Here is a 16,826-nt window from a genome sequence, read left to right on the forward strand (position 1 = left end):
CCAGCAAACTCAGTCCGACGCAGCAAGATAAGTTTCAAGCCGCACCAAAGTGCTGAAAAAGCACGCAAAGCGGCTTAACTCACAGCACGATAATGTGAATGTAACTCCTGATCTATGGCTCTTAATACGTCAGTGCGGCTAATCACCCCCAGCAGCACACCATTGTCATCCACCACCGGATAAATTTTTGGTTTAGCGCCCAACATTTGCTGGGCCAAATCAATAATGCCGGTATAAGGTTTGACCGTCAGCACTTCAGTACGCATCACATCGCTGACATGGGCGCTGACCTGATCATGATAAGACGACAACAACATCCGGGCTAAACAATCCTGCTCAGATAAAAACCCTACCACTTTACGGTTTTTATCAATCACAGGGCCGCCCAACTGACCGGCATCTGTCAGTTTGTCGACCGCCGTTTCCAACGTCATATCGGCACTGAAAGTGACGGGATGATGGTTCATCTGGTCTGCCACTTTTAATAAATTCATGTGTTCCCCCTCAGGAATATGGCTTTATGCGACATCAAAGCAGCGAATTAACGCTGCCGTTTCAAAAGCGTAGTGCATATTCATGAGTTCAGCCCTGCTATTGTGGTTTTTTCGCAAGGTCCTGAAAAATAGCCACTTGCGCTGCCTGCCCCGCAACTCTTTTGCCGCGATACATGCCTTCGGTATTAAAAGGCCAGCTGATATTGCCTTGTTTATCCATCACAATGACACCACCAGTGCCACCTGCTTTTACCAACTCCTGATGGATCACCTGATCTGCAGCTTCTGCTGCGCTGACACCACCGTATTTCACTCTTGCACAGATATCAGCAGCAACGCGGTATAGGATAAAAAACTCACCATGGCCAGTGGCAGAAACAGCGCAGCTTTGATTGTCGGCAAAATTACCGGCACCAATAATAGGCGCATCACCAATACGGCCGTATCTTTTTGCTGTCATACCACCTGTTGAAGTGGCAGCTGCCAGATTGCCTTGTTTATCAAGCGCTACTGCGCCAACAGTGCCCATATTCCAGGCTGGGTTCCAGGCTGGCGATAAGCGCAAAGACGCCTGATGGGGGGATTTTTGCTCCGCTTTTTTCATCGCTTCTTTGGCTTTTAGCAAAGCGTTATAACGAAATTCAGTATCAAAATGACTGTTGGCGACCAGCTGCAGGCCTTGTAGTTTGGCAAACTCTTCGGCGCCTTTGCCCGATAACATCACATGCTCAGACTTTTCCATTACAGCCCTTGCCAGCAAAACCGGATTTTTCACTATGGTGACACCGGCAACAGCACCGGCTTCCAGGGTGTCGCCGCGCATAATGGAAGCATCTAAATCATGACCACCTTCATAGGTGTAAACTGCACCTTTTCCGGCGTTAAACAGCGGTGAATCTTCCATCACCAGCACCGCCTGAGTCACAGCATCCAGACTAGTGCCACCAGACTCCAGCACCTGATAACCGGCATTCACAGCTTCTGTCAGTTTTTGCTCATACGCCTGTTGTTGTGCCGGGCTTAATTGCGCTTTGTTAATAGTGCCGGCACCGCCGTGGATAACGATGGCATAGGGCGCCTGAGCCACCACTGCGCCGCTGATAAACAGAGTTATCAGCGACAACATCAATTTTGATACACGCATTCAGTTCACCTGGTTGATTTTGCAAAAAGTACTGTAGTGATACCCCGAAGACAGGTCGGATTGCAATGCGCTCAGATGCTGTTGCGCTCAAACAGCAAAAGCTTGCGTTAAATCAAAACAGCGTTGTGTCAGCTTGTTAGCATCATGTCATCACAACATGATAAGACCGTTGGTCTGCACTAAGGGGTAACGATATGACATTAGAAAAACACAGTTTATTGCAGGAGTTTCCGGAGTTTCGTCAGCGTATCCATCAGTTAAAAACAACTGACCATCACTTCGCCAGATTATTTAGCGAATATCACGAAGTGGACCACGAGGTTTTTCGTATTGAACAAGGCACTGAGGTGAGCTCTGATGACTACCTGGAAGAGCGCAAAAAACTGCGGCTGAAATTAAAAGATCAGTTGTTCAGTGCGCTGAATGCCTGACAACCCACATAAAAAGCATCGCTACTGACGATGCTTTTTATGTGTTCACTCAGCCGTTGTCCGGCTATAGCTGCATACAACTGATACTGGCTGCTTATTGGCAGTTTTTAGCTTTACGAAAGCCTGCCTGCAACGCTTGTTGTTCAGTCTGGAACCAACGTTGATTCTTAACCCCTACCTGACTAAAGCCCGGACAGTCGGACAGATGATAAATCTTACTGTTTTGATTGCCGAGCACCTGCGTTTGTTTTGTAACGGTATTTTTATTTGGCAAAGCCTTTGCAGCATCTTCTGCAGTTACAGACCGGGCCTGCGTTATTGTTGCTACCGGCGTTTTATCCGACAAGCGACCAGCTAAACCATAAGCTGTTGGTTGGTAACCCAAAACCCATTGCCGTACTTCGGTGACAAAATAATTCGGATGCCCCATCTGCTGGGCAATACGGCGGTTTAACAGCCTTTCCCGGTCGTCCACCGGATCGTCCTGATGCCACCTTATCAACAACAGTTGTTGTGATTTTGGTAGAGCCAAAGCGTATTTATCGGCCATGTAAAAATAAATCCGCGCTATATCCCCCCGGACCTGAGCACGGGGTTCAGCCAGTTGTGCCTGAAAATCGACTTTAAAGGGGCAAGCGCCATACTGCGGCGGCTGAGCAGGCAATTCAGCAAAAGCAAAGTTGGCTCTATCGCCATTTACTTCGCCAATAGCCGGCTTTAAGTTAAATAAATCCGCTTCCATCCTGCCAAACAAGGTATCTGTTTGCTGACAGTTGTCCCGCCCACCTTGCTGCCAACATGGCAGGCTTTTACCAAAATGATGTGCTGGTACTACGTGTTCCCACTCAATACGCTGGGCACGAGGCCCATTTTTCCTGACTTTGTAACCACAGCTTTTTAAATCGGGGATCCCTTTACCTCCTTGCCAACGCAAAGGGCAAGCACAATAAAATGTTTGGTTTTCATCACTATAAATACGCTGGGCTAAACGTTTTGCTTCACTAAAATTATCAGGTGCAGCACGAACTTGCAGTACAACGAACAGGCAGAGCAACACAAAAGCAGTGCCTAAAAACCGCAACAACATAAATTTCACTCTTGTTATACAACAGACCACAGTGTTCTGCTTTGACGATAGCCATATTATGCCACAGCGCGCTGTGGCAATAAAATCAAGGCATTGCATTTGCGCCTTGATTTTATTGCCTTATACTGCCGCGAGTTTTGCGTGTTATCGGGGTGTATTTTGCCAGCAACTTTTTACTTTCACGACTACGAAACCTGGGGGGCGGATCCGAAAAAAGACCGCCCAGCTCAGTTCGCAGGCCTTCGCACAGATATGGCGCTGAATGCTCTTGGCGAAGCGCAGATGTGGTATTGCCAACTGGCTCCGGACTATTTGCCCCATCCGGTTGCCGCTTTAATTACCGGTATTAGCCCGCAGTTGTGTCAGAAAAAAGGTTTGCCGGAAGTCCATTTTATGCGGCAAATCCTCACAGAGTTCAGTGCGCCCGAGACCTGTGTGGTCGGCTATAACAATCTGCGTTTTGACGATGAAGTCACGCGTTACAGCTTATGGCGTAACTTTCTTGACCCTTATGGCCGTGAATGGCAACAAGGCAACAGCCGCTGGGATTTAATAGACGTGGTGCGGGCTTGTTATGCGTTACGCCCTGAAGGTATTCAGTGGCCATTACACGACAATGGCACACCAAGTTTTCGCTTGGAAGATTTAACCAAGGCCAATGGCCTGACGCACGAGCATGCCCATGATGCCCGTTCTGATGTCTACGCCACTATCGCTATGGCAAAACTTATTAAAGAAAAACAACCGAAACTCTTTCAGTATTTGTATGAACTTCGCAAAAAAAGTCAGGTTCAGGCGCTGATAGATGTTGCCGGGTTAACACCATTAGTGCATGTTTCATCCAAGTTTCCGGCGTTGCAGGGTTGTTGTAGCTGGATAGTGCCGCTGGCTTATCACCCCAGCAATAAAAATGCGGTTATTTGTTTTAATCTGCAGTCGGATCCAAGACTCCTATTAGATTTACCTGTACAGGAATTGCATCAGTTGCTCTATCGCAAAACCGCAGATTTGGCCGCAGATGAGCAACGGCTTGGGTTAAAACTAATCCACCTGAATAAGTGCCCAGTGCTTGCCAATGCTAAAACTTTAACTGAACAAAGAGCTGCAGAGCTTGGTATCAGTCGCAGTAATTGTCTGGCAAATCTGGAATGGCTGAGGCGGCACCGGGAACTACAACAAAAAGTGGTGGCCATATATCAACTGGAAAATGAATTTAAAGCCGAAACAAACCCGGATTACGCTTTATATCAAGGCTTTTGCAGCGACAGTGATAAACAACTGATGCAACAATTACATCAAATGAGCCCAGAGCTGCTGGCAGCAACGCCTTTGCTGTTTCAGGACGACAGGCTGAATCAAATGTTGTTCAGGTTCCGGGCCCGGAATTACCCTCTTACACTGAATCACGATGAAATGTTGAAATGGCAGCGTTACTGTCACGACAAATTAACTTTAGGGCTGGATAATCCTTCGTTAACGCTGGAGGAATTTACCATTGCTTTGGAGAATGCCGCTGAGCAGCATCAGAGCGATGAGCATAAACTACAGCTGTTGCAGGCACTGTATCGCTTTGTTGCTGTTGGTTGAAGCGGCACGCAAACGCTGACTGGACTGACTACGTAAATCAGCGTAGGATCACTGTCAATTCAGTTTACAAAGATTTGTTTTTTATCCGAGCTTTCGGCGAAAAAACACTATGATACAACGACATATGTTTGTGGCACAAAATATGCTTAACACTAGTCTGTTGTATTAGGAGGAAGTTATGCAAGAGCAACCCGAAAACAAGTCAGTCGAATCATCCGTTCCTTCGGTCTCTGCGCATGCCACAGATTCTGGTAAGTCACGTCGCCAGTTTTTGACAAAAGCAACAGCAGGTTTAGTGATTGCCAGTCTGCCAGCACGCTCAGTTTGGGCAAGTGGCGGTGGCGTAGCGCAGTCTATCGTCGCTTCAGGGCACGGCTCTGACTTCTCCGGTGGCGATCCTATCGAATTATTGTCACCTGGTTATTGGTCAAATCATGAAATTCAGAACCATACATTAAACTTTTACACAGTGTTTGGTGGTCGCGCCTTTACAAAAAGCGGTTCTCCTGCGTTAAAAACATCCCTGACCTTTGGTGACATTCTGGTTGGTGATCCCAAAAACAAAGGTGCGGGTAACTGTAACTTCCATATGGTAGGTATCTATCTGAACGCTATCTATCATGGTCAATTTGGTATCAATTATCCTATTATTGGTATTGGTCAGCCTTTTGCAACCGCAGGTGATTTTGCCAGTTACCTATACAACAAAGCCTTGCTTGATCCTTACAGTGTCGGCAGCGAGCTGAGCTCCATTATCGATAACTACCACGCTTAATACCACTGTCTGCAATGGAGCAGTGGTTTCAACAAGCAGTTGTTATTCACAGTTTTGCGGATAACTCAGGTACAGTGTTTTTTCATATGCACAGCGGCGAAACTTTAGCTTTAAGTTTGCCGCTTTTTGCTATTTATCAGCAATTGGCTGAGACCTCATCAGAATTACGTCAGAATCGGTTAGTGATGCAACGACTGAAATTGTTTCTGTCTGACACTGCGGTCAACAATCTGAGCCCCTCCGATGACATTTAACGTCAGATACCTGAACCTGCCACCTTTTTGTTTTGAAATCCGCACTGACATCAGCAAAGTCGCTGCCAATTTGCAACATATTTACGGTGATACTTTGTCATGCACAGCACAAATACCTGATTATTATCTGACTTTAAGTGCCGGCAGCGGGCTGCGTAAATATATCAGGCCTCAGGCGAGGTTTTTGGCAGATCAGCAGGAGCCTTTTAAACCAATTGAGGTTGATAACGGTTTTGCATTACTCGAATGGGGTATGAACTGGTGTATTGCAACCACGGAAATGCGGTTTGTCATAGTGCATGCCGCTGTTCTGGCAAAAGATGGCAAAGCGGTGTTGTTTCCAGCGCCGCCTGGCTCGGGCAAAAGTACCCTCACCGCCTGGTTGGCATTTAATGGCTGGCGTTTATTGTCTGATGAAATGGCGTTGTTGATCCCGGGTACTAATACAGTTATTCCTTTTGTGCGCCCTATTTGCCTTAAAAATCAATCTATTGATTTGGCCAGAAGCTGGTTCCCTGAAGCCAGGTTCTCGTCCGTTGCCAAAAACACCCATAAAGGTGATGTGGTTCATTTGTCGCCCCCTGCCGACAGCTGGTTGCAGAACACTGTATCTGCTGAAGTGGTTGCTATCGTCTTTCCTAAATATAACAAAGCCCAACAACTGGAAATTACCGCTTTAAGTCAGGCGCAGGCCTTTATGGCACTGGCAGAAAATGCCTTTAACTTTAGTTTGGCTGGAGCCGAAGGTTTTCACACCATAGTGAAGCTGGTAGAACAATGTCAGAACTACGAAGTAACGTACAGCCAGGTGGCTGAATTGGCAGAGTTTTTACAACAGGATGTGTTGCCTTATGCCCATCCGTGACATCATTATTCAGTTATTCCTCGGCAAAGATCCGGGACCACTACAGCCGCAAGACTGGGCCAGTATAATCCGGGTACTGCGGTATCAACAGTGTCTGGCCCGTTTGGGCTGGCGGCTGCGAGATAAGGGGTTATTGGCAACTTTGCCTGATTATGTGCTGAATCATCTGAAAAACGCTGAGCTTATTGCACAAAAACAGTATCACCAGGTGCAGTATGAAGCCAAACTGTTAAACCGTTTGCTGAAGCCTTTGACTACAAACCTGCTGTTTCTTAAAGGTGCAGCTTATTCGTTAACAGAGCACGCCAATGTTGGCCTTGGGCGCACTTACAGCGACATCGACCTGCTGGTCGATCGACCAAGTTTATTGCGGATCGAACAAGAACTGTGTTTATACGGTTTTTTTGCAGAAGATCTCGATGAATACGACCAGAAATATTACCGTGAGTGGTCGCATGAAATACCGCCATTACGCCATGGCAACCGCGGTACCCTGCTGGATGTGCACCATAATTTATTACCGCTGATGACAGGCAGAGCACCCGACATCCAGCTGTTTTTTCGCCATACCCAACAAACCAGCGCTGGTTACTTTGTGTTTAGCCCGGCAGCCATGTTGTTACACAGCGCAATACATCTGTTGCTGAGCGAAGAAATTAAACATGGTTTTCGCGATCTCACCGATTTGTATTTAATTCTTGAGCAGTATCAAAGTCCGGATTTTTGGCAGGAATTATTGCTGTTGGCCACACAAAGCGGTTTTGCCAGCGAACTTTTTTTAGCTTTGCGTTATAACCAGAAAATTCTGGCTTTTGATGTTCCACCACAAGTTTGGCAACAGCTGGAGCCCTATCAACCCGGCAAATTTCAACAACGCTGCCTTGATTTTATCTTTATGCGTAAGCTCCAGCCTGCTCACCCGATATCTGCCACAAGCGCCGACGCCATTGCTGATTTTTTGCTGTTATTACGTGGCCATTACCTGAAAATGCCATTGTGGTTGCTGTTAAAACACCTTAGCCGTAAGTTCAGCCGGCAAATGCTCAGCGCTGTTTTTGGCAGTAATATTTTTGACAAAAAGACCGACCAGTCCAGCCAGAAGTAAATTCAAGTTGTATTTTAAGTAACAAAATAATTATACTCGGCCCCACTTGTCGGAGTGCCCATTTGGGCTGAGACCGCTTTATGCGGGATCCGTTGAACCTGATCAGGCTAGAACCTGCGAAGGGAACAAGGGTAATGTGCATCCACCTCACTGTTGCCTTGGCTTTGTTCACCAAGTTTTTGGCACCAATTTATGCAGCGGCGAAGTTAGTATTAACGCCGTCATTACTCCAACTCACTCCAGATAAGCAATTTAATTTAACCCTTTGGTTTATTAAGGATTGCTATGTCTAAACCACAAAACCGCCGCGCCGCACGAGTGCAGGCACAACAAAATATTCATGCCTTAACCCCTCATTTATTCTCTGGCTCCAGCCGGGTTTACCTGGATGCAGGTGACCATATTCAGGTGCCCTGCCGTGCTGTAACCCTGACCGATAAAACGCAAAGTCAGGTGTTGCTGTACGATTGCAGTGGTGCTTTTGGCGACCCGGCGCAAAGCCTGGACGTTCGCCGTGGTTTACCACAACTGCGCAAAACCTGGCTGGAAGAACGTGGAGATACCCAGGAGGTGAAGCGCAGTTATCAGGATGACAGTATTGAACTGGACGCCTGGCCTACAGAATTTGATGTAGCTTGCCGCGTTGCGCAACAAGGCCGAAGGGTTACTCAGCTGCATTATGCCCGCGCCGGTATGATCACCGCCGAAATGAAGTTTATTGCTTGTCGGGAAAATATGGCGCTTGCCGATTTAGCCAGGCAGCAGGATGAACGTTTAGCGCCACAACATCAGGGCGAAAGTTTTGGTGCTGCTATTCCCAAACAAATTACTGCCGAATTTGTCCGCGCTGAAGTTGCCGCTGGCCGCGCAATTATTCCTTTAAATATCAATCACCCTGAAGCAGAACCTATGATCATTGGCCGTAACTTTCTGGTGAAAGTAAATGCCAATATCGGCAACTCTGCGGTCAGCTCCAGCATTGAAGAAGAAGTAGAAAAGCTGATTTGGTCGGTGCGCTGGGGCGCTGACACTATTATGGATTTATCCACTGGCCGGCGTATTCACCAAACCCGCGAGTGGATCATCCGCAATAGCCCTGTGCCTGTGGGTACTGTACCTATTTATCAATGCCTGGAAAAAGTTGGTGGCCGGGTCAATGAGCTGAGCTGGGAGTTATTTAAAGAAACGCTGATAGAACAAGCCGAACAAGGGGTGGATTATTTTACTATTCATGCCGGTGTGTTACGGGCGTTTTTACCACTCACCGCCAAAAGGTTAACCGGCATAGTGTCGCGCGGCGGCGCAATTATGGCGCAGTGGTGTGAACTGCATCAGGCGGAAAACTTCGCTTACAGCCACTTTGAAGAAATTTGTCAGCTCTGCGCCAAATACGATATTTCCCTGTCTTTGGGGGATGGCCTGCGCCCTGGTTCTATTGCCGATGCCAATGACGAAGCGCAGTTTGCTGAACTTCGAACTTTAGGTGAGCTGACCAAAATTGCCTGGGCTTATGATGTACAAGTGATGATTGAAGGCCCGGGCCATGTGCCTTTGCATCTTATTCAGGCCAATATGACAGAGCAGTTAAAACATTGTCATGAAGCGCCTTTTTACACTTTAGGCCCCTTAACCACCGACATAGCACCGGGTTATGACCATATTACTTCCGGCATTGGCGCTGCGCTGATCGGTTGGTTTGGCTGCGCCATGCTTTGTTATGTGACGCCAAAAGAGCACCTGGGTTTGCCAGACAAAGAAGATGTAAAACAAGGGCTTATTACTTACAAAATTGCCGCTCATGCCGCAGACTTGGCTAAAGGCCATCCGGCGGCACAGCTCAGAGACAACGCGTTGTCGGCTGCCCGTTATGATTTTCGCTGGCAGGATCAGTTTAATCTGGCGCTCGATCCCGACACAGCACGCAGTTATTACCAGCAAAGCAGCCCGCAGGCCGATGAACATGCCGAATTTTGCTCTATGTGTGGGCCAAAATTCTGCTCGATGAAACTCAATCAACAATTGCGTGAGTTGTCGGTGCCGGTGGATGCGGTGCGACCACAAACCGCTGCTGTCGCCGGCACCACAATGGCGGAATTGCCATGAACGGCGAAAAACCCATTGTCTGGTGTATTGGCGGCAGCGACAGCGGCGGTGGTGCCGGTATTCAGGCCGATTTGTTAACTGTGACTGATTTAGCTGCCCATGGCTGCACTGTGATCACGGCAGTCACAGCACAAAATAGCGTGACTGTAGCGGGTGTATTCCCGCTGCCTGCCGACATTTTGTGCAGCCAGCTGGATGCACTCTGGCATGACTTACCGCCAGCTGCCATTAAAATTGGTATGCTCGCTGATGACAAACAAATTGAAGCTTTGGCTTGGTGGCTGGCCAAACATCAACCGCAATGTCCGGTGATCTGGGATCCTGTTTTAATGGCAAGCACAGGCCGTTGTTTATCTGACATCAGCTGGCAGGCTTGTCTGGCACTGCTTAAACAGGTGCAGCTGCTCACCCCTAACTTGCCGGAGCTGGTATATTTTGCCAAAAAGAACCAGCAAGCGGCTGCTGCTGATACAGAGGAAGCAACAACACAGCTGCTGGCACTGCGGGATATATATCAGGGGGCCATTTTATTAAAAGGTGGCCATGCCTCGCTGAGCGACAGCGACAGCGACAGCGACAGCGACAGCGACAGCGACAAAATAGTGGATCTGCTTGTGCCCACCGCGGATAACCTTGTGGTGAAACTTTATAACGACAGGCTGGATAACCCACATCAACATGGTACAGGCTGCACTCTGGCGTCGGCCATCGCCGCTTTATGGGCGCAGAGCTACGACCTTCTTGATGCCGTTGTATTAAGCCGGGCTTATTTACAACAAAGCCTGCGCGCCGGTTATGCCACTGGTCAGGGCGCAGGTTCGCTTGGCCGGTTGGGCTGGCCGCTGCAACAACAGGATTTTCCGGCACTTTATAGGGTATCAGCCAATACCGGATTGCCAGAGCAAAAGGCTCTGGCAGAGGAAAACCTGAACATCAAAACAGCTTTATTCCCGCGTTTAAGCCAGAGTATTGGTCTTTACCCTGTGCTTGACGATATCAGCTGGTTAAAACGGCTGTTGCCACTTGGTTTGCAGACAGTACAGCTGAGGCTGAAAAACAAAACGGAACACGAGCTGAGGGCGCAAATTTCGGCCGCTGTGGAATTTTGCCACGATTATCATATCCAGCTTTTTATTAATGATCACTGGCAGTTGGCGATTGAATATCAGGCTTATGGGGTACATCTGGGGCAAGAAGACTTAGAGCAGGCTGATTTAACAGCTATAGCCGGCGCAGGTCTTCGTCTTGGCATTTCCACCCATGGTTATGCTGAACTTGCCACTGTGTTACCACTTCGGCCTTCTTATATTGCGCTTGGCCATATATTTCCAACCAAAACCAAAGAGATGCCATCCAAACCTCAGGGCTTAAAACGCCTGGCTGACTATGTCTGGCTTTGTGACGATATTCCAACTGTCGCTATTGGCGGTATCAATCAACAGAATATAACCGAGGTGCTGCAAACCGGCGTGCGTGGTGTAGCTGTGGTGTCGGCTATTACAGCGGCAGCGCAGCCGGAACTGGCACTTAAACAGCTGATTTCCTGTTGCCAGAGTTTGTATCAGCCCGCCCAAAAAAAACCGCTGAAAGGAGCTTATGATGTCCTTTGTTAAGCCAATAACACTCAGCGACAACGAGTTTTTATATTATAGCCGTCAGCTGTTATTGCCCGACTGGTCGGAAAGCCAGCAACTGGCACTCAAACAAAAAACGGTGCTGATCATAGGTTTGGGTGGTTTGGGTTGTCCGGCAGCAACGTATCTTGCTGGCGCTGGTGTCGGTCAGTTGTGGCTTTGTGATGGTGACAAAGTTGAGCTCAGTAACCTGCCGCGTCAGCCGTTATATAAACCGGCAGATGTGGGTATGTTGAAAGCAACAGCGGCCAAAGCGGCTTTATCGGCTTATAACCCCTTTATTCAAATCACAGCATTCACCCAAAATGCTGATGAGCAAATGCTGCATCTGCTGCTAACTAAAGTCGATTTTGTGCTGGACTGCTCCGACAATCTTGCAACCAAGTTACTGCTGAACCGCTTGTGCCTGCAGTATCAACGCAGCTGGGCCGGCGCCTCAGCAGTGGCTTATCAGGGTTATAGCTGGTTTATGCCGGCCAGTGTTAAAGAGGATAAAGCCGCATCTTTGCCACAAAACACCACAGGTTGCCTGCAATGTCTGGGACATAACGTGCCTTTAGCTGTCGGCGGTTGTTCCAGTCAGGGGGCTTATGCACCTTTAGTGGCTACCCTGGCACTGCAACTTTGTATAACGGCGCTTGATTTTCTGCGTGGCATCGCCGTTAAAACCCGCTTTCAGTTGTATCAACACCAAAACCAGAACTTTGTGCCTTTAAGCATTGCAGTGGACCCACAATGTTCGGTTTGTCAGCTTCCGCGGTTACAGCACATCAAAAGCCCGCTGCCCGCAAGACCGCAACAGCAAAAAACCTGCAATCAGCCAGAGGAGCATGGGCTATGACAGCACTGATGCTGGAACTCAAAGTCAATCAACAGCCCTTTTTTATCAGCGCAAACAGCACTGTCACAGAGCTATTAACAAAGTGGAGCGGTTTGCCGCTGGCGGAGCTGAAAGTAGCGGTGGCGCTGAATCAGCAGGTGCTGGCCAAAGTGCAGTGGCCAACACAACAACTGCAAGCGCAGGACGAGCTGTTAATTTTTAATCTGGTGGCAGGAGGTTAAAGTGTTTGAACTTGGTCATGAACAATTTCACAGCCGTTTGCTGCTTGGCAGCGGCAAGTTTGCCAGCCCACAGCAGATGCTGGAAGCCATCAGTGCCAGCGGCACGCAAATGGTCACTCTGGCACTAAAAAGGCTAAAACCAGGCCAGCCCTCACCCGATTTATTAACGCCTTTACAACAAGCTGGTGTGCGGCTTTTGCCCAATACTTCAGGGGCAGTCAATGCCAAAGAAGCGATATTTGCTGCAGAGCTGGCCAGTGAGCTGTTAGAAACCAACTGGGTTAAGCTGGAAATTCACCCCGACCCACGTTATTTATTGCCGGATCCCCATGAAACCCTGTTGGCAGCAACAGAGCTTTGCAAACTGGGTTTTATTGTGTTGCCTTATTGCAGCGCTGATCCGGTGCATTGCCAGGCTTTGCAGGACGCAGGTTGTGCAGCAGTGATGCCGCTGGCTTCCCCTATCGGTTCGAATCAGGGGCTGCAAAACCGGCTGATGCTGGACATTATTATCAGTCAGGCCAGAGTGCCGGTGATTATTGACGCTGGTATTGGCAAAGCATCCGATGCCTGCGCCGCCATAGAAATGGGCGCCAGCGCTGTGTTGGTCAATACCGCTATTGCCACGGCCCAAAATCCGGTGTTGGCCGCCCGGGCATTTAAGTTGGCGGTAGAAGCCGGATTTGCCGGATCCAGAGCACAATGCGCGCCGGCACAAAACGCTGCCAGTGCCACCAGTCCGGTGGACGCTTTGTTGGATTATTTACGATGACTGATCACGGTATCATTGTGGCTACAACGCCATTATCTGAACAATATCAGCAACATTTTCCAGACACTGCGGCTAGCCCTCTAGCAACACAACAATCAGTGGAAGCACAGTTATCAGGAAAAACCCCGCTTTTTAGCGAAGTGCTGGCACAGACTGATTTTTCCACTTTGCAGTTAATACCAGCCGATGAAAACCGCATTAAACAAGCACTTTATGCCCAAAAGCCAGAGATTGCCGATTTAGCTGTGTTGTTAAGCCCGGTCGCAACAGCCTTTTTGCCAGAGCTGATACAACGTGCAGCGCAGCTGACAAAGCAGCACTTTGGTGCTGCAAGGCAATTATTTGCGCCACTTTATATGTCCAACCTGTGCGCCAACGAATGTACTTATTGTGGTTTTTCGATGAGTCAGGCCGTGAAACGACGGGTGCTAAATAGCGAAGAATTATTACAGGAAGCAGAAGCGGTAAAAGCGCTAGGGCATGATCAGTTGTTGCTGGTCACAGGTGAACATGAACGTAAAGTGGGCATGGATTATTTTCGCCGGCAAATTCCGCTGCTGCGGCCATTATTCAGCCGCCTGATGCTGGAAGTGCAGCCACTGACAACTATTGAATATCAGGAACTTAAGCAGCTTGGCATCGACACTGTGCTGGTCTACCAGGAAACTTATCAGCAGCAGGCGTATCAGCAATATCATTTAAAAGGCAATAAAACCGATATGCGCTGGCGGCTTGATTGCCCGGACAGGCTTGGTAAGGCCGGTATCGACAAAATTGGTTTAGGCATTTTATTGGGCCTGGCGGATTGGCGGTTGGATGCATTTTACCTGGCAACACATCTGCGCCACTTGCAAAAACATTATTGGCGTAGCCAGTTCAGTGTGGCTTTTCCAAGGTTAAGGCCTTGTAGCGGTGGTATTGAGCCCAAGGTGCTGGTGGGTGATAAGGAGCTGGTGCAGTTGTATTGTGCTTTTCGTATTTTTGCCCCTGAGCTGGAGCTGATTTTATCCACCCGCGAACGCGCCCGACTTCGCGATTTATTGTTGCCGCTGGTGATCACCAGTATCAGTGCCGGCTCTAAAACCCAGCCAGGGGGTTATCAGGTGGCGCCCGAAGCTTTACAACAATTTAGTATTGATGATGAGCGTAGCCCTAAAGAAATGGCCGCTGTTTTAACAGAACTTGGTTTACAACCGGTCTGGACCAACTGGCATCCGGCTTTTGGCCGGGGCTCATCTTGCTCATAACTCTTTATGCTGCGTGTTGTGCTGATCAGAGTGCTGTTGTTTTAATGTCTTTTATTTGAGTTTCTATTTTCTAAGTGCCTTTACTGGCAAAAAGGAGGTCCGGTTCCGAGCTACTCTGGCCGCTTATCTTTTGCTGTGGTAGCCTGTCGGCCAAATTTTATTCATTTTTAAATCAGGGATATTCGAGTGTCAGCATTTTTAAATCGATTCCGGCAATATTCAGTGGTAATGGCTTTTAGCTTATTGCTTGGTGCTTGTGTAGCACCAGCTCTGTTGTTATCACCTCAGGGACAGTTGATGTGGGCATTATTAAAACCACTGGTGGGTCTTGATCCCAATGAAATGAACCTGCTGGAACAACCGCTGATCAAAAACCGCATGCAGCCGTTATTGGGTGAACATTACGACACTGCAGTGACCTTATTAAAAACGGCAGATAAAGTGCAACAGGAAGGCCCGTTGTTTTATCTGGTCTCTAATCACACCCCTATTCCACAATTGGCAGAAAAAGCCGGTTTTGTCTGGAACTCGGAAACAAACCAGATGGCCGTGTTGTTAGTCTCGGGTGGTGCGCCTTTGGTATTTGCCGAACAGTTAAATAATCAGGCCGCCAAAGTGGTACCAAGCTGGCCGGCCGATTTAGCTGACTATGCCGATCCGGTGAAACTCAAACAAAAAGCCTTACAAAAAGCGACCAGCGAGGCGTCCGGCCAGCTTGGGCTCGACAGCGACCAGCAACATCTGGCCACTGCAGTGTTAGGCGGCGCTAAGGTTGAAGATTTAGCCAAAACGAAGATTGAACAGAAAAAACAACAGCTTGTTGATACAGTGACAGCGCCTGTCAGTGCAGAAATAAAAGGTGTTCAGGATCAGATTTCAGCGGTAAAAACTCAGGTTAAAGCAACAACAGATATTAAGGCGCAAACCCAAAACGCCCTACAACAAGCTATTGATATCAAAGCACAAACAAAAACGCTTACGCAGCCTGTGGTTGATGCAAAAGTGCAGGCACAAGATGCTGTATCACAAGCCGTTGATATCAAAGCGCAAACCAAAGTTTTGACTCAGCCTGTGGTGGATGCAAAGGCGCAAGCGCAAGACGCTGTAACACAAGCTATTGATATAAAAGCACAAAGCAAAGCTTTGACTCAGCCTGTGGTGGATGCAAAAGTTCATGCGCAAGAGGCTGTACAACAAGCTGTTGATATCAAAGCACAAACCAAAGCGGTGGCTCAACCTGTTATCAATGCCAAAGCTCAGTCGACAACAGCTGTGTTGGCTGCTGAAGATGATTTGGCAACTGAAATGGCGGCTGAACAAGCTCAGTTAAGCCAAAACAGCCAACAACAGACTATGGTTCAACAGACTATGGTTCAACAGACAATAGTTCAGCAAAAAGCCGCACAGTTACAGGCGGCTAAAGCTGCTGTTATCAAAGCTCAGGCGGATGTTACCGCTGCAGCGGCGCTGTTGGCAAAAGCCAATAGCCCGGCTGAATTTGCTGATGCTAAACAACAACTGGATGCCGCCAGCAAAACACTGGAGCGAGCCAGGCAGTTGGAACAAAAATTAACTGATAAATAAGCAGCTAAAACTAACAGCTTCTCCAGTTGGTTCGTTATGGCTGATAAAACAAAACCCCGCAAAAGCGGGGTTTTGTTTTTTAGAGATACTGAGCCTTTTAGATACTTCATTGTTATGCCGGAATAAAGACCCGCCTGTTATCTTCTAAAATCATTTTTTAAAACAATTTTTCTTAAATTTATGTTCGTAAACCTGTCATCTTCGACCTGTATTCGAATGGTTTCAGTACAACAACAGATATATTCAACTATTGAACGATGAAGTTGCCGCCAGCGCCTTATCAGGCGGCAACCAGGTTCAGCTCTGTCGTTTTGACACTTTCAACTTCTGCTACGGGCTGTTTGTTGTCATCCGCAACATTGTCATCAGCAATTTTGTCTTTTTTAACGGTTTTTGCTTTAGCGCCCAGTGCCTGCAATACATCGTCTTTATGCTGCGCCAGATAAAGCGCTAGGGTTTCCTGCATGTTTTCATCAGTGATCAGCTGACTGGCCCCAAGTACCACAAACAAGTCATCAGCCATATCCAGCATTTTGTCATAAGCATCGGCTTCGCTTTTTGCAGCAAAAGTCATTTTTTCTACTCCGTTGCGTTCAACCACATATTTTACGATCACGGCCATGTTGTGTTGCCTCTTTCTGTGATAATCAGGGATAAAAAGTCAGGTGAAATACATTACTGT

The 16,826-nt window shown here is 48.0% G+C and carries 17 protein-coding genes and 1 riboswitch; of the genes, 13 read left to right on the forward strand and 4 right to left on the reverse strand.

All coding sequences use genetic code 11. The features are described 5' to 3' along the window. Positions 1-74: 74 nt before the first annotated feature. Positions 75-494, reverse strand: coding sequence for a CBS domain-containing protein (locus RCH83_RS11290; protein WP_306522069.1), 420 nt, complete (start codon positions 492-494; stop codon positions 75-77). A gap of 97 nt (positions 495-591) precedes the next feature. Then, the gene (locus tag RCH83_RS11295) at positions 592-1,638 is read right to left on the reverse strand and encodes an isoaspartyl peptidase/L-asparaginase family protein (RefSeq protein ID WP_306522071.1); all 1,047 of its coding nucleotides are present in this window, start codon (positions 1,636-1,638) and stop codon (positions 592-594) included. A 194-nt stretch (positions 1,639-1,832) separates the two neighbouring features. Here RCH83_RS11295 and RCH83_RS11300 point away from each other — a divergent pair, with 194 nt between their 5' ends. Further along, positions 1,833-2,069 (forward strand): YdcH family protein, encoded by a 237-nt coding sequence (locus RCH83_RS11300; RefSeq protein ID WP_306522073.1) that lies wholly within the window; start codon positions 1,833-1,835, stop codon positions 2,067-2,069. A 94-nt stretch (positions 2,070-2,163) separates the two neighbouring features. On the opposite strand, the gene RCH83_RS11305 is transcribed toward RCH83_RS11300, so the two are convergent. Next, positions 2,164-3,156, reverse strand: coding sequence for an endonuclease (locus RCH83_RS11305; protein ID WP_306522076.1), 993 nt, complete (start codon positions 3,154-3,156; stop codon positions 2,164-2,166). 159 nt (positions 3,157-3,315) lie between these two features. On the opposite strand from RCH83_RS11305, the gene sbcB reads away from it, so the two are divergent. From sbcB to RCH83_RS11365, 12 genes are all read left to right on the forward strand, one after another. Further along, on the forward strand, positions 3,316-4,743 hold the full coding sequence (gene sbcB / locus RCH83_RS11310; protein WP_306522078.1) for an exodeoxyribonuclease I: 1,428 nt from the start codon (positions 3,316-3,318) through the stop codon (positions 4,741-4,743). Between the two features lie 178 nt (positions 4,744-4,921). Next, positions 4,922-5,518 carry a hypothetical protein gene (locus tag RCH83_RS11315; RefSeq protein WP_306522080.1) on the forward strand — a complete coding sequence of 199 codons (597 nt, stop codon included), beginning with the start codon at positions 4,922-4,924 and terminating at the stop codon, positions 5,516-5,518. A 14-nt stretch (positions 5,519-5,532) separates the two neighbouring features. Beyond that, complete coding sequence (locus tag RCH83_RS11320; protein ID WP_306522082.1) at positions 5,533-5,772, forward strand: hypothetical protein; 240 nt, start codon at positions 5,533-5,535, stop codon at positions 5,770-5,772. Then, on the forward strand, positions 5,762-6,637 hold the full coding sequence (locus RCH83_RS11325) for an HprK-related kinase A (protein WP_306522085.1): 876 nt from the start codon (positions 5,762-5,764) through the stop codon (positions 6,635-6,637). The genes RCH83_RS11320 and RCH83_RS11325 overlap by 11 nt, the downstream gene beginning before the upstream one ends. After that, positions 6,624-7,742 carry a nucleotidyltransferase family protein gene (locus tag RCH83_RS11330; protein ID WP_306522088.1) on the forward strand — a complete coding sequence of 373 codons (1,119 nt, stop codon included), beginning with the start codon at positions 6,624-6,626 and terminating at the stop codon, positions 7,740-7,742. The genes RCH83_RS11325 and RCH83_RS11330 overlap by 14 nt, the downstream gene beginning before the upstream one ends. A 40-nt stretch (positions 7,743-7,782) precedes the next feature. Continuing rightward, positions 7,783-7,884, forward strand: a riboswitch (TPP riboswitch). A gap of 143 nt (positions 7,885-8,027) precedes the next feature. Continuing rightward, positions 8,028-9,845, forward strand: coding sequence for a phosphomethylpyrimidine synthase ThiC (thiC, locus tag RCH83_RS11335; protein ID WP_306522091.1), 1,818 nt, complete (start codon positions 8,028-8,030; stop codon positions 9,843-9,845). Then, positions 9,842-11,458 carry a thiamine phosphate synthase gene (thiE, locus tag RCH83_RS11340; RefSeq protein ID WP_306522093.1) on the forward strand — a complete coding sequence of 539 codons (1,617 nt, stop codon included), beginning with the start codon at positions 9,842-9,844 and terminating at the stop codon, positions 11,456-11,458. Before thiC ends, thiE begins: the two co-directional genes overlap by 4 nt. Then, entirely contained in the window at positions 11,445-12,320 is an 876-nt protein-coding gene (locus RCH83_RS11345; protein WP_306522095.1) for a HesA/MoeB/ThiF family protein, read from the forward strand. The genes thiE and RCH83_RS11345 overlap by 14 nt, the downstream gene beginning before the upstream one ends. Beyond that, positions 12,317-12,541 carry a sulfur carrier protein ThiS gene (thiS, locus tag RCH83_RS11350; RefSeq protein ID WP_306522097.1) on the forward strand — a complete coding sequence of 75 codons (225 nt, stop codon included), beginning with the start codon at positions 12,317-12,319 and terminating at the stop codon, positions 12,539-12,541. The genes RCH83_RS11345 and thiS overlap by 4 nt, the downstream gene beginning before the upstream one ends. Before the next feature lies 1 nt (position 12,542). Beyond that, positions 12,543-13,313 (forward strand): thiazole synthase, encoded by a 771-nt coding sequence (locus RCH83_RS11355; protein ID WP_306522099.1) that lies wholly within the window; start codon positions 12,543-12,545, stop codon positions 13,311-13,313. Then, the gene (gene thiH, locus RCH83_RS11360) at positions 13,310-14,560 is read left to right on the forward strand and encodes a 2-iminoacetate synthase ThiH (RefSeq protein ID WP_306522101.1); all 1,251 of its coding nucleotides are present in this window, start codon (positions 13,310-13,312) and stop codon (positions 14,558-14,560) included. The genes RCH83_RS11355 and thiH overlap by 4 nt, the downstream gene beginning before the upstream one ends. Before the next feature lie 186 nt (positions 14,561-14,746). Next, complete coding sequence (locus RCH83_RS11365; protein ID WP_306522103.1) at positions 14,747-16,144, forward strand: hypothetical protein; 1,398 nt, start codon at positions 14,747-14,749, stop codon at positions 16,142-16,144. Between the two features lie 280 nt (positions 16,145-16,424). Here RCH83_RS11365 and RCH83_RS11370 read toward each other — a convergent pair whose 3' ends face one another. Next, a complete protein-coding gene (locus tag RCH83_RS11370) occupies positions 16,425-16,766 on the reverse strand; it encodes a YebG family protein (protein WP_306522105.1) in 342 nt (113 codons plus the stop codon). Between the last annotated feature and the right edge of the window lie 60 nt (positions 16,767-16,826).

The organism is Rheinheimera sp. (assembly GCF_030824435.1).
Taxonomy (GTDB): domain Bacteria; phylum Pseudomonadota; class Gammaproteobacteria; order Enterobacterales; family Alteromonadaceae; genus Pararheinheimera.